The sequence below is a fragment of the Acinetobacter sp. GRABPA_MV_2 genome (assembly GCF_056725885.1).
The window spans coordinates 184,108-198,069 of record NZ_JBWZNA010000003.1; the positions used below are offsets into that span (position 1 = coordinate 184,108).

Annotated in this window: 13 protein-coding genes; 9 read left to right on the forward strand and 4 right to left on the reverse strand. The window is 38.2% G+C overall.

Annotated features, from left to right (window positions below):
* Positions 1 to 32 precede the first annotated feature (32 nt).
* Together ACXM0J_RS04515 and ACXM0J_RS04520 are read right to left on the reverse strand one after the other, a co-directional pair.
* Positions 33 to 158, reverse strand: a complete 126-nt coding sequence (locus tag ACXM0J_RS04515; RefSeq protein ID WP_080759607.1) for a hypothetical protein — start codon at positions 156 to 158, stop codon at positions 33 to 35.
* A complete protein-coding gene (locus ACXM0J_RS04520) occupies positions 155 to 1,333 on the reverse strand; it encodes a YbfB/YjiJ family MFS transporter (RefSeq protein WP_213034431.1) in 1,179 nt (392 codons plus the stop codon). Before ACXM0J_RS04520 ends, ACXM0J_RS04515 begins: the two co-directional genes overlap by 4 nt.
* A 96-nt stretch (positions 1,334 to 1,429) precedes the next feature.
* Between ACXM0J_RS04520 and ACXM0J_RS04525 the strand changes: the two genes are divergently transcribed.
* From ACXM0J_RS04525 to ACXM0J_RS04540, 4 genes are all read left to right on the forward strand, one after another.
* Entirely contained in the window at positions 1,430 to 2,311 is an 882-nt protein-coding gene (locus ACXM0J_RS04525; RefSeq protein WP_086265426.1) for a LysR family transcriptional regulator, read from the forward strand.
* Between the two features lie 208 nt (positions 2,312 to 2,519).
* Entirely contained in the window at positions 2,520 to 3,914 is a 1,395-nt protein-coding gene (locus ACXM0J_RS04530) for an L-cystine transporter (RefSeq protein ID WP_479750287.1), read from the forward strand.
* Positions 3,915 to 4,062: 148 nt separating this feature from the next.
* Entirely contained in the window at positions 4,063 to 4,878 is an 816-nt protein-coding gene (locus ACXM0J_RS04535) for a PhzF family phenazine biosynthesis protein (protein ID WP_086265425.1), read from the forward strand.
* A 122-nt stretch (positions 4,879 to 5,000) separates the two neighbouring features.
* Positions 5,001 to 7,763, forward strand: a complete 2,763-nt coding sequence (locus tag ACXM0J_RS04540; RefSeq protein WP_086265424.1) for a M16 family metallopeptidase — start codon at positions 5,001 to 5,003, stop codon at positions 7,761 to 7,763.
* A gap of 61 nt (positions 7,764 to 7,824) precedes the next feature.
* On the opposite strand, the gene ACXM0J_RS04545 is transcribed toward ACXM0J_RS04540, so the two are convergent.
* Entirely contained in the window at positions 7,825 to 8,208 is a 384-nt protein-coding gene (locus tag ACXM0J_RS04545; protein ID WP_002118682.1) for a DUF3144 domain-containing protein, read from the reverse strand.
* A 107-nt stretch (positions 8,209 to 8,315) separates the two neighbouring features.
* On the opposite strand from ACXM0J_RS04545, the gene ACXM0J_RS04550 reads away from it, so the two are divergent.
* A complete protein-coding gene (locus ACXM0J_RS04550) occupies positions 8,316 to 8,948 on the forward strand; it encodes a hypothetical protein (RefSeq protein ID WP_017387283.1) in 633 nt (210 codons plus the stop codon).
* A gap of 35 nt (positions 8,949 to 8,983) precedes the next feature.
* Here the strand turns inward: ACXM0J_RS04550 and ACXM0J_RS04555 are convergent, their stop codons facing one another.
* Entirely contained in the window at positions 8,984 to 10,447 is a 1,464-nt protein-coding gene (locus ACXM0J_RS04555) for a CYTH and CHAD domain-containing protein (RefSeq protein ID WP_086265422.1), read from the reverse strand.
* Between the two features lie 165 nt (positions 10,448 to 10,612).
* On the opposite strand from ACXM0J_RS04555, the gene ACXM0J_RS04560 reads away from it, so the two are divergent.
* The 4 genes from ACXM0J_RS04560 to ACXM0J_RS04575 all read left to right on the forward strand — a co-directional run bounded on the left by ACXM0J_RS04560 (position 10,613) and on the right by ACXM0J_RS04575 (position 13,832).
* Entirely contained in the window at positions 10,613 to 10,996 is a 384-nt protein-coding gene (locus ACXM0J_RS04560; protein ID WP_080947611.1) for an Mpo1-like protein, read from the forward strand.
* Positions 10,997 to 11,112: 116 nt separating this feature from the next.
* Positions 11,113 to 11,724, forward strand: coding sequence for a thiamine phosphate synthase (gene thiE, locus ACXM0J_RS04565; protein WP_086265421.1), 612 nt, complete (start codon positions 11,113 to 11,115; stop codon positions 11,722 to 11,724).
* Between the two features lie 42 nt (positions 11,725 to 11,766).
* Positions 11,767 to 13,065: a glutamate-1-semialdehyde 2,1-aminomutase gene (gene hemL, locus ACXM0J_RS04570; RefSeq protein WP_016146072.1), complete on the forward strand. Its 1,299-nt coding sequence runs from the start codon at positions 11,767 to 11,769 to the stop codon at positions 13,063 to 13,065.
* Between the two features lie 62 nt (positions 13,066 to 13,127).
* Positions 13,128 to 13,832, forward strand: coding sequence for an isochorismatase (locus ACXM0J_RS04575; RefSeq protein WP_046811673.1), 705 nt, complete (start codon positions 13,128 to 13,130; stop codon positions 13,830 to 13,832).
* Positions 13,833 to 13,962 lie beyond the last annotated feature (130 nt).

The window sequence follows — 13,962 nt, forward strand, 5'->3', positions numbered from 1 at the left end:
TCTATAAAAAAGCCCTCGGTTGAGGGCTTTTTTTATTGTAAAAAATCAGAGTGCTTAGTGGTCTTCGTGATGCCGACTTTCTTTTGATAACTCTGATCTATGGCCTGAATAACAAGAACAAAGGCAATTAAAAATAGCGGGAAGAACAGAGATTTCATGATTCGGTTTCTCCGAGGGTTGAGATGAAAGAAGGGCGTACAGGAAGTAAAAAGCAAACTGCAAAGAGTAGAACGGTTCCACTCAAAAGAAAGAGATGTGCATAAGACCAATTCAAATGATGCAAAGTACTAATGACAACCCCACCTAAAAGCTGAGTGCTAGCAAAGCCAATGGTGGCAAGGCTCCAAAGCTTTTGATAATGTTGCTCATAAATCTGTAGCAGACTATAAGAACTAATAAATACGGTTGCGGGGGTTAGTAAGCCTGTCAAAAGCGAAGATAAGGCCAGTAAAGATGCGGTATGTGAAAGGAAAGGCAAAACAACGGCTAAGCAGTAAATGATATATAACCATTTAATGGCCTGTAGATAACCGATTAGTCGGCTTAAGCAATAAGCGACAAGTGCACCAATACAGCTTCCCACTCCATAGAGAACCCAAAATAAATTTCTTTGTTGTAATGGGAAATGCAGAGTTCCAGATAAATAATCCATCCAAAACAAAGAATGTGGAATATAGGCAAAGGCACTACACATGTAGGCAAGAATGATGACCAGACCTAAACGTGATTTTTGTGAGAGTTGTAGAGTGGTCGATTGTGGTTTAATAATCTGGGCAGTATTACGACTTAATAATCGATAAAGAGTTAAGCTTCCTAATAGCGAAAGACCAGCAAAAATATACCAAACATAATGAACAGGCATATTTTGAAGTAGGGGAATAATAATGGTGGCAGATAAAACGCCCACACCAATTCCGCTAAATCCTAAGAAATTAACTTTTAATCTTTGCGTGGTGGGAATGTATTTCATCGCTAAGCTAGGCGCCAAAATCATAAGTAAGCCGCCAGCAATACCTGAAATCGTACGCCAAAAAATGAACCACACCAAAGGCATATCCATGAATGAACAGCCTAGTAGGCTGAGGCTGCCAGCTATAGCCGACAAGACAATCATGGATGGGATATACTTTTCCTTAATACTCAATAGGGCGAATAAAGCACCAATGAGATATCCCAATAAATTTGCGCTGCCCAAGAAACTGGCAAAATCATGGGTCCAATGGTATTGCTCGATCATGATGGGCATAAGCGCAGTATAAGAAAATCTAAAAACACCAATTCCCAAAAAAGTTGCCAAAAAGACAATTAAGCTCATTCGATAAAACGTAGACATGAGAGGACGCTCAATTTTTTTATTATTAAAAACGAGTTTTTAAATCTTTAAAAATGATTTAATATGATAGCAATTATCTTATTTTGAGATAGTAGTATGTTGCTTAAGTCTCTAGAGTTTTTTTTAGCAGTTGCAGAGAGTGGAAGTTTTTCATTGGCTGCACAAAAAATGTATACGGTTCAATCGAATATCACGAGCCATATAAAAAAACTTGAAGAAGAGTTAGAGGTTATTTTATTCAATCGTAATAACCCCGTGACTTTAACGAATGCTGGACAACAGTTACATAGCTATGCTGTTCAAATGATTGCATTGCACGATAAAGCTAAGAAGATCTTTCAAGAAGGTGATATTGATCCGAATGAATCCATTCGTTTGGGCAGTATGGAAACGACAGCAGCAATACGTCTACCTCAATTACTCAATCAATGTATGAGGCAGTATCCTACTTTGCCTATTGAACTTCAAACTCATCCGACCCGTTATTTATTAAATGCGATACATCAGGGGGAATTAGACTGTGCTTTTGTGGCATCGAAACATTCGATTCCTGAGTTATATAGTTTTCCTGTATGGCATGAAGAGCTGGTTTTGGTTTGTCCTAAGCAACAACAGGGTTTCCCAGACAAGGCGACTCTTGCAAAGACCAGATTTATTGCATTTCGACAAGGTTGTTCATATCGACATGCAATTGAGTTGTTTTTAAATGATCACAGTGTTCCGCCTTCACAAATTATGGAAATGGGCAGTCTTGACGGGATTGTAAGCTGTGTCGAATTAGGGGTGGGTTTTGCTTTATTACCGAAATCATATCTCACAAAAGTTGCAGATAAAGTTTCAGTCAATTGTTTTGGACTTAATACTGAATCCGCATTTTTCACTACATATTTAGTTGCCCAGTCTTCTGAAACATGGGGAACCAATTTAAAGCAGTTTATTCATTTTATTGAGCAACAATTTCAATTAAAGGTTGCTTAGGTTGTGATTGATTTTCATACGTAAATATCTAACTTAATTTATAAATTAAAAGTGATATATATGTATGAAAAAGTCATTTTATATTCTCACAGAGGTTTGTAATCATCTTGATGCTATAAAATTGTTGAAAAGGGTAGTTTATATAGGCCGGCTATGGTCAAATATGCCCCCTTGAAAGATGACACAAGCAATAATTTGGAGTTTGGGAATGAATATACCCTTAATCATCAATATTGTGGTTTTTGTCGGGTTAATATTTTTACTCGCCCAAACACGTAAAACGGACTGGAGCTTATCGAAAAAAGTTCTGGCTGGCTTAGTTCTAGGTGTGGTGTTTGGTTTAGGACTACATTTGATTTATGGCGGTGGCCATCCGATTCTTGCTGAATCTATTAGCTGGTTTAATATCGTTGGAAACGGCTATGTAAAACTTTTACAAATGGTCGTGATGCCTTTGGTATTTGTGTCTATTTTGGGAGCGGTGGCAAAATTACACCAAGCATCTTCTTTAGGCAAAATCAGTTTTTATACGATCGGTACTTTACTCTTTACAACGCTGATTGCTGCACTGGTAGGGGTATTTGTTACCAATCTGTTTGGCTTAACGGCAAAAGGTTTGGTGCAAGGTGATGCTGAAACTGCACGCTTAACTGCGATTAATACAGATTATGTAGGTAAAGTTACCGATTTAAGTGTACCGCAGTTTATTCTTTCCTTTATTCCAAGTAACCCATTTGCTGAATTAACTGGTGCAAACCCAACTTCAATTATTAGCGTGGTTATTTTCGCCGTCTTTTTAGGTATAGCAGCGCTTAACCTAATGAAGGACGACGCAGAAAAAGGTCAACGTATTCTTACTGCGATTCAGACGTTGCAGTCATGGGTAATGAAGCTCGTTCGTCTCGTGATGACACTTACGCCGTATGGTGTATTTGCGCTTATGACCAAAGTTGTGGCTAGTTCAAATGTCGCAGATATCTTAAATCTAGGCGGTTTCTTGGTGGCGTCTTATTTAGGCTTGGCGATTATGTTTATCGTACATGCCATTATTTTAACGCTTACAGGTGTTTCTCCTCTTAAATTCTTTAAGAAAGTTGCTCCAGTTTTAACGTTCGCATTTACTAGTCGTTCAAGTGCAGCAAGTATTCCACTGAGCATTGAGACGCAAACTCGTCGTTTGGGTGTGCCTGAATCTATTGCAAGTTTCTCTGCTTCTTTTGGGGCGACTATTGGTCAAAATGGTTGTGCAGGTTTATATCCAGCAATGCTCGCGGTGATGGTTGCACCAACTATGGGTATCAACACCTTAGATCCAATGTGGATTGCATCGTTAGTTGGTATTGTGACTTTAAGTTCAATTGGGGTTGCCGGAGTAGGTGGTGGTGCGACTTTCGCTGCGCTGATTGTTCTTCCTGCAATGGGTTTACCTGTAACTTTGGTTGCGCTTCTTATTTCAATTGAACCCCTCATTGATATGGGACGTACTGCATTAAACGTAAATGGTTCAATGACTGCGGGTGTAGTGACGAGTCAATTCATGGGTCAGACTGATAAAGAAATATTAAACAGTGAAGATGAAATTGAATTAACTCAACATCATTAAAGATCAGTAAAAAAACGGCTCTCTATTCTGGATGAGCCGTTTTTTATATGCATAAATTATTACTGTGATGTTAATTTAAAAAAAACTGTATCTGTTTTTCTTTTAAATAATTTTCGAAAATGAGCCTATTACAAAAGAGAGCACTATCATGAAAATGTATCAAGTCGATGCTTTTACAAAAGAGCTATTTCGTGGAAATCCAGCCGCTGTCGTTGTTGAAAAAGAGTGGTTAGATGTAGATTTAATGCAGAAGATAGCACTTGAAAACAACTTATCTGAAACTGCTTTTGTAAAAATTATAGACTCTGAAAACTATGAAATCCGTTGGTTCACTCCAACGATCGAAGTTGATTTCTGTGGGCATGCCACACTTGCCAGTGCTTTCGTATTATTTAAAGATTTTACCGAGAAAAAGACCATTAATTTCCATCTTCGAACCTTGGGTCTTTTTGTGGTTCACCAAGATGAAGACGGTAAAATCAGAATGGATTTTCCAATTCGCAAAGCTCATCAAGTTGAAGATTATCCAGCTCTTTTACGTCAAGCATTAACAAAACCCTTTAAAGCGGTTTATCAAAATGTTCAAGCCTACATTGTTGAGTATGAATCAGTGCAAGACGTGTTAGATGAGCAGCCTGACATGAACTTACTTAAAGCCTTAGGTAAACGGACTGCGATTACCACTGCAGGGATGGATGTTGCAATCACCTCAAAAGCCGATCAACAATATGATTGTGTATCGCGTTATTTTGCACCTGTCGCGGGCATTGAGGAAGATCCAGTTACGGGTTCAATTCATACGGCAATAGCACCATTATGGGCAGAGAAACTCGATAAAAATAATATTATGGCTTATCAGGCTTCTAGCCGTGGAGGCGTTTTATATTGCAATATCCTGAATCAGGAACGTATTGAAGTTTCAGGGTATGGGAAGCTTTATATGCAAGCTGAAATTTTTCCTTAAAATATAAGGCCGTTTAAATAAACGGCTTTTTTTTCAAAACTTTACTATGAAAGTCAGCTTAAATTTCCTACTATAGTCCCACAACTATTGATTTTTTATTATTCAAATTAATTGGTATTTATATGTTTATGCAGTTTAAACAACTGACACTCTCCCTATGTATTCTTGGTTTAAGTGCTGCGTCTTGGGCACAAACTACACTAGTAAAAAGTAAGCAAAATATTGAGGAATATAAATTAGATAATGGTTTTCGGATTGTACTTGCGCCGAATGACAAAGAAAATAAAATCTTTATTAATACCATTTATTTAACAGGCTCATTAAATGACCCGCAAGGTAAAAGTGGCTTAGCTCATTTGCTTGAGCACTTGGCTTTTAAGGGGACACAAAATGTTAAAGGGGAAGAATTCCAGCGTCGTTTAGATCAATATACATTGATGACAAACGCCAGTACCGATTATTACTCGACCAAATATACCAATATCGTTCGTCCAGAAAAAACTGCGCTTGATCAGGTGCTGTATCTTGAATCTGAACGTATGGATAAATTAGTTCTTCAAGAAAAATTTGTTCCTTCTGAAATTGAAATCGTAAAACGCGAACGTGAAGTCCGTATGGATCAGCCTTTTGCTGTGCTGATGGATCAAATGTGGAAGTCAGCTTATGGTAACCAATATTTAGGTCGTTTACCTATTGGCGATTTACCTGAGCTTAAATCGATTAAAATGCCTGAATTAAACCAGTTCTATCGTAGCTGGTATGCACCTAATAATGCAGTCATGGTGATTTCAGGTAAGTTCGATAAGACGGATGTCTTAAAAACAATAGATCAATATTTTAGCCCAATCGCGGCAAGAGCTGTTCCTAAGCCTGTACAGATTCCTGTGCTCGACTCTACAAAAATAAAAAATCGTCAGTTTATGGTGAAAAAGGGGAGCGATCTCGCTAAATTCCATATCTATATGAATGGTAAAAATACCAAAATTCAGCCCACGCTCGCTTTAGCGCCTTTGTTATATACAATGCAGCCAAGTGGTCATTTATATCAGAACATGGTTGAAACAGGTATTACCACAAATGTTGATGCGAGTACTTGGCTAGATCAAGATTTTAATGTGGTGTTTCTTGGTGCCATTTATTCACCTAGTAATGACCCAAAAAAAGTTGAAAGCTCTTTGTTAGCGGGCATTGAAAAAGGGAAGCCTTTTACTGAGGTTGAATTAAATCGTGTTAAAAGTTTAATGAAAACTCAAGGTGACTTAATCACTAAAGATGCGGTAGCACTTGGGTCACGGTTAAGTGATTACACCGTCGCTGGCGGGCAATGGGATCAATATTTTAAAGATTTGGATTCAGTAGAAAAAGTTAAGCTAGATGAAGTGAATCAAACTTTAAAGCAGTTCCTTGTGGCTGAGCATCGTATTGATGGCGACATTTTGCCAACCCCTGAAGACCAGAAAAAAGCTCAACAGCAAAATTCAAAAGAGTCGCCTAAAACTCTAGATCAGGTCGAAGCAAAGGCCGAGCCTTTAAAAGATCCGAAGGTATATCAACAAGAAGTCGCTGAGTTTTTAAAAACTTCTAAGCAATATGTTGAAAGCAATGAGAAGAAGATTATCCGTGGAAAACTAAAAAATGGAATGAAGTATGCTTTATTCCCAGTTGAAACACGTGATGATCGTACTTACGCAACGATTACGATGGACTTCGGAACAGAAAAATCTTTATTTGATAAAGGTACGGTAGTTGATTTAACGTCATACTTATTGCTTCGTGGTTCTGATAAATACAGTTTGCAAGATATTGCTGATAAATCAATTGATGCAGGCGGTGCGGCTTATGCAAGTGCTGATGGCAATGGCATGACCATTAATATTCAGTCTAAATCAGAAAAATTTGATGAGTTTTTCAAGTTTGTTCTTGATGTGATGAAAAATCCGAAATTTGAACAATCTCAATTTGATTTAATTAAATCGCAAAGCTTATCAAGCCTTGATCGCCCTTATACTGAGCCAGATGTAGTGGCTGGCTTAACACTTTCACGTTTACTTGAAGAATATCAACCGGGTGATTTGCGTTATCACTTCGAACCTGAATTGGCAAAACAACAGTTGAAAAACGCAACTCAAGAGCAAGTGAAAGAGTTATATGAGCGTTTCTTTGCAATGAACCATGCTCAAATTGCTATTACAGGCGAATTTGATGCGAAAAAGATGCAGAAATTACTGAATCAGGAATTTGGTCGTTGGAATGGTAAACAGCCTTATCAAAAAATCTTGATTGATCACGTTGATTTTCCAGCACAGCAAGTTCATGTTTTATCTGAGCAACGTGAATTTGGTAGCTATCAAAGTGTGCTTTCAATTCCAGTTGGGAAAAACCATCCAGATGCATCTGCTCTCATTTTAATGAACTATATTTTAGGAGAATCTCAAATTTCATCACGTTTAGCTCAAGAGCTTCGTGAGAAAAATGCGCTAGTCTATGGTTTTGGAAGTGGGCTGCAACTTGATCGTGACACGAATGTAGGGGCTTTGAGTATTAGTGCAAATTATACTTCGGGTCGCTCAGCACAAGTGTCTGCATCAATACACAAAGTGTTAAATGATTTGGTTAAAAATGGTGTAACTGAGCAAGAGCTTGAAGCTGCTAAAGCAGATATCATGAAGAAACGAGTTACGGCACTAGAAGATGAGCGTAATATTCATGGCATGTTAAATCTACAGCTTGAAACAAACAAAACATTGCAAGACCGAATTCGTCATGATCAAGAGTTAACTAAATTGACTGTTGCTGACGTTAATAGAGTAATTAAGAAGTATATTAAACCTGAACATTTAGTCGAAGTGATGGCTGATCAATATGGTCAGGCAGCAAAAAAATAAAGTCTTCTCGTAAATAAAAAGCCACTGAAAAGTGGCTTTTTATTTGGATCTTTAAATCATATTAATGATCATGTTTATGCGCGTGAAAATCTTCATTTTTACGGAAACGTAAATAATTTTCGAATTGTTCACAATATTCATCGAAGTTATCTTCAAGCATCATTTGAAACTGCTGAAGAAGGTAAGACATGACCTGATCTTTCGCATCACGCATTTCATTACCATCTTTAAAGTTATTTGCTGCTACCCACGTATTGAAACGGGCAGTGGCAAATAACATTGCAGCACTCACTTGACCACGTAGCTCAGCTGGATCTACTTTTTTATCTTTTGGCGGGCGACAAAAATCATTAGCTTGTTTAATAAATTCATCCGCACGCTCAAAGAAAACAGCATTTAATGCTTCTTCTTCAGTAATATCTGTTGCATTAATCTTTTGAGACATGACTTATTCCCGCAAAAATAGAGCTGCTTATTATAGGCAAACGCTTGCGGAAACAAAACCTTTGACTTAGTCTGTAAATAGCCTAAGTATTGGTAGGAGAAACTAATATGCAAGATGCAATTGCTATTCAAAGTTTAAAGACAGATATTGCTTTATTACGCCAGCATGTTTTCCCACCTCAATATTTAGAGCATGTTGAAGGATTGCCCATTTACTATGGCTTGCAAGAAGAAGTCGAAAATTATTATCAACAATGGCAGGGGCTAATTGAAAGGGCGCAAGAGCTTTTTCAGCCATTTATGGAAGATGAATTACCAGATGCGATTCATTTGCCAAGTCATTTAAATTTACCGCTATTCTTTTTTCACGTAGACCGAATTCGGATTAATAAAACACGCGCAAAAGAATCTAAAACTTTTCGCGGTGTTGCGAGTCTTATTGAAAAATGCGGGCAGTTCGAAACTGATCAGATTTTTACGATGCAAGAATGGTTGCAAAGTGATGATACCGCGGCTCTGGTTGCTCACCGTGAATTCATCGATTTAAGAACCTATGTATTCCAGCATGGACAAAGCGAATATACACGTTCACGGTTTTACACCAATGGGATTGTGCTAGGGGTTGAACCGCATTTTAAACTGGTCGATGCTCGTGATAAGCCAAGAAAGCAACGCAGCGATAGCTATAGTGATCCGTTGGCAGATAACGGTGTATGGAAAGTATTTGGTAAATACCGATAAAAAGTCGCTGCACGTTTACAGCGACTTTTTATAAATTACCAGAAAGTTTCAGCCTGACTAAAAGTTTGTAAAGCTTTTGCTGAGCGCTTTTGTAATTGTGGCTGTTTGGCTTTGACCCAGCCTAGAGCAAACCAAAAAGACGGATCTTGTTCAACCACATTGTTAAAAATACCTTTTGCAATAAACAAATCGTTATATTGACCTAGAGTATTTTGTACAGGTTGTAGCTGTTTTAAATATTGCTGTACTTTTTTATTTGGATAAAGACTCGAAATAAACTCAACACAATAACGTAACTGCTTAGCTTGCTTTCTTATTTTGTGTTGTTCAGTCACTTCAATTTCAGAGAAGTGTTCAGCATTACTAATCACTTTATGATGTAACTTATCTAAGCTCTTTTTAATATGTTTTTTTAAGCTGCCTTTTTGGGACTTAGAATCTTCTTCTGAATAAGCAAATGCTAATAAATTGAGTAATAGCTTAATCGTGTCTGCAGAGGTAAAGATTGTTGAGAGTTCTTTTGAGGGCTGGGCTGAAACTGGTAGTAATAGTTCAGGTGATCCATGTTGTTGAATAATAGGTAACACTTCGGTACGAATCGCATCTTCATCACGAGTGTCTCCAAGTTTACGGAAAAGCTCAGCAATTTGTTCTTCCCAAAGAGGATTTAGCTCGCCTGACCAACCTGCAAAATGCTTAAGGGCACTACGTAAACGACGTAGACTCACACGTGCTTGGTGAATATGCTCAGCTTCAGCAACGCCATCGGCAATGACAGCCATATTTGGTAAAAATTGTTCTAAACAGATTTCGACAATCTTTTTGAGAGCCTGTTCTGCAGTAATATCTTTATTTAGTTTCAGAGCTTTGGCATGAACAGCAGGTGAGGCAGCTTGTCCTAGTGCTAATAAGTTGCCACGTTCGGCTTTACTTCTTACATCAAGCCAAAGTGCGTAACGATTAATCCATTGCTGCGCAAACTGAATTAGCGTTTTCACAGCCCCTTGTTTGAGTTCAAATTCGACTTCGCAAATTACACTTTGTGCATCTGCTGTTTTTACGACACCATCATCTAAGCAAACTTCAATCGCTGTATTATCTGCTTCAAACACATGGTAGGTACGATGTACATCAGTCTCAAACTGCAAACTTAATTTTTCAGCTTCTGTTCCTAAAGCCGTATTAATTAAATCAGTTACCACTTTATTATCTTGATATAACTCAAGGTTTAAGTCAGGTTCTTGGTCACACACACCTAAATGAATTTCTTCTTCAACACGGTGGAGATGGCTTTGACCTGCGGCTTTAAATGTTTGTACCCATTGATCATCTTCTTTACGTAAACGTAAGGCCATACCGTTTTTTGCAAGCAGTCGATCAGGAGTATCGTAATACTTTGCCTGTAAGTGAATATTCTTTGCTTTGTGTTTTTTTAAGTATTGCTGGACAGTTTTTTTCTTCGATTCAGGTAACTGAAACTTTAGTTCGACTTCGACCATAATATATCTCCCTGAATCAGGTATTTAGACTATCTTGAATAAGTATAATAGCTTAGCTCTAAAAATAATGGTTTTGATAGAGAAAGTTACAATCAAACATATGACGCTACACTTTTATTTAGGTGTACAATCAGGTGACGTTTTGATCAAATAAAAATCAGGAAGATGATCGTGAATGCACCAGTGAACTTTAGCCATGAAGCTCAGCCAGAGTTTGAATTGCCGATTAAAAATTATCAGGAATTTTATCGTTTTTATTTAACTGAACACCGTAACATCATGAGCAGACGTTTGCATGTGGTGGGTAGCAGTATTGGCATATACTTTTTTTCAAAAGCAATTCGTAAGAAACAAGCAAAATATGCACTCTATGGTTTAGTGTCTGGCTATGCGTGTGCATGGATTGGACATTTTATGTTTGAAAAAAATAAGCCTGCCAGTTTTAAACAACCTTTCTATAGCTTTATTTCTGATTGGCGAATGTTGTCTGATGTTGCACGTGGCCGTTTGAGTTTGGTTGATCGTAAACACGACAAAATTCCGAGTTAATTTTTACTTTCTCTTTTAAATATACCGATTGGTACTGGTAAGCCTATATCAATCGGTACTTATGATGGCCTATAAATCCGTTATACTAGCGAAGTTTTTAAAAGCGAGAGTAGAGTATGCGCGGTTTATACCTCATTACCAACGATGACCCAATCCAACTATTATTAGAAAAACTAGATGCCGCACTCGCAACTCATCAGGTCGCAATTTTACAGTACCGCCGTAAGAAAATAGACAAAGCAGAGCAACCCGCAGAAGTCGAACAAATCAAATTATTGTGTGAAAAATATCAAGTTCCTTTTGTCATTAATGATGACCTAAAACTGGCCGCTCAGTTTGGTTTAGGTGTGCATTTAGGGCAAAGTGATGGCGAAATTACTGATGCAAAATCGCAATTACCAGAAGGCGTCATTATTGGCCGTACTTGCCTGAACTCATTAGAACTTGCACAAAAAGCAATTACAGAGGGCGCGACTTATATTGCATTTGGTGCGGTCTATGCGACCTCTACAAAACCTGAAGCAGGTAATGTGGGGATCGAAGTGATTAAGCAAGCAGCAGCCCAATATGATGTACCAATTTGTGCGATTGGTGGTTTAACTGTTGAAAACTCACAACCAGTGATTGAAGCTGGGGCTGACCTGTGTGCAGTCATTAGTGATATATTAGGCCGATCAACTGCTGAAATTCCTGCCCGTGTACAGGCCTGGGCACAATTATTTTCTTAAGCTTTCAAAATTATTTTTTAGATATTTAAGACGAGCATTTCCATGAGTTTATCTCCAAAGCAAGAACAGTTATTTAAACAAGCCAGCAAACACATTCCAGGTGGTGTGAACTCTCCGGTACGTGCCTTTAATGGCGTTGGAGGAACACCGGTTTTCATCGAGAAAGCAAAAGGTGCTTATTTATGGGATGTGGATGGTAAGCGTTATGTTGATTATGTTGGTTCTTGGGGACCAATGATTTTAGGTCATGCTCATCCAGAGATTATTAAGGCTGTACAAACAGCAGCAGAAGACGGCTTAAGTTTTGGCGCACCAACCGTACACGAAACAACATTGGCAGATATTATCTGTGAAATCATGCCATCAATTGAATTGGTACGTATGACCAACTCAGGTACAGAAGCAACCATGACGGCTATTCGTTTAGCACGTGGTTATACTGGCCGTGACAAAATCGTGAAGTTTGAAGGTTGTTACCACGGCCACTCAGACTCACTTTTAGTAAAAGCAGGTTCGGGCTTACTTACTTTAGGTGAAGGTGAACCTACTTCAAAGGGTGTTCCAGTTGATTTTGCTAAACATACCTTAACGCTACCTTACAACGATATTGCTGCATTAAAAGAATGCTTTGCTAAATTCGGCCATGAAATTGCGGGTGTTATTATTGAACCAGTCGCGGGTAACATGAATATGGTGAAACCAATTGACGGTTTCTTACAAGCCATTCGTGATATTTGTGATGAATATAAATCTGTATTCATTATTGATGAAGTGATGACAGGCTTCCGTGTTGCTTTAGGCGGTGCGCAATCAGTTTATAACGTTAAACCTGATTTAACGACTTTAGGTAAAATTATTGGTGCAGGTCTGCCTGTTGGTGCATTTGGTGGTAAGCGTGAAATCATGGAATGCATCGCACCTTTAGGCGGTGTATACCAAGCAGGTACATTATCTGGTAATCCACTTGCTATGCGTGCTGGTATTGAAATGTTTAAACATTTACGCCAACCTGACTTTTACAGCAAATTATCTGCTCAACTTGAAAAGTTACTTGCAGGCTTACAAGCTGCAGCTGATGAAGCGGGTATTCCATTTAAGACTCAGCAAGCTGGCGCAATGTTCGGTCTTTACTTTACCGACCAAGAAGACATTACAAGCTTTGACTCTATGTTGGCATGTGATATTGAAGCTTTCAAAAAGTTCTTCCATGGCATGTTAAAACGTGGGGTCAACTTGGCACCTTCAGCATTTGAAGCAGGCTTTATTTCATCTGCACATTCTGATGAAGATATTGAATTTACGATTCAGGCTGCAAAAGAAACATTCGCCGAAATGAAGTAAGCAAAAAAGCCCGTATTAAACGGGCTTTTTAATTTGAGCTATTTTTATATTTATAGAGAACAATGTTTTATCCCTTACCTCGAAAAATCCAGTTAGCCGCAAGTACTTCAAATTGGTCAATTGAGTCAGCGCAAAGTATTTTGCTCATGGTTGGGCTCAATGAGCTTAAACTACGACCAGATTGGTCTGAGCAACCATTGGCGAACCATTTAGAACTGTTGATTAAGCGCGCTCAATCACTCGAAATTCCAATTATTTTTATTGAGACATCTCAGCTTCAACAAACCATGTTGGAGCTTGGTCAGCGTTTGTCATCAAATACTAAAGCTCAAGTTATGATGGCAGGTGATTTATCTCCTCTGTTTAAACAAGTCATGCAGCTTGTTTTATCTATTACAGATCAGGTCAGTGTTGTAAATGATGCGATCTTGGCGGCTAATCTAGAGCAGCATATCCAATGGGTTGAAAAGATCAGTTTTGACCATATAAAACATTTAAATACGTACAGCTTAATACGTTTATGGTCTTTAAGTGCATCTTCCTCCTATATCTTGTCAGATAAAGGAATTTTATTGGCAATTGCTGAACAGGTGGGGCGACATCCTATGGAGATCCATCCTGAAATTGATTTAAGAAATTACGGTCTAGATCAGCCTGCTGTTAATTATCTGGTCGATCTATGGCGTGCAAATGGTGCGAGCTTAAGCGTTGAAGAGATCATGCAAACACCGACATTGCAACATATTATGCAGTTATTGAAGCCTTAACTGACTATAGACCTCAAGTGATCCATAATATTTGCAAATTCTGCTGTTAATTTACCCGAACGGCATTGTAATTCGGACGTAAGCTTTTTATTATTGCCCGCTTGTTTTTCATCTTACCTTGGGAATACAA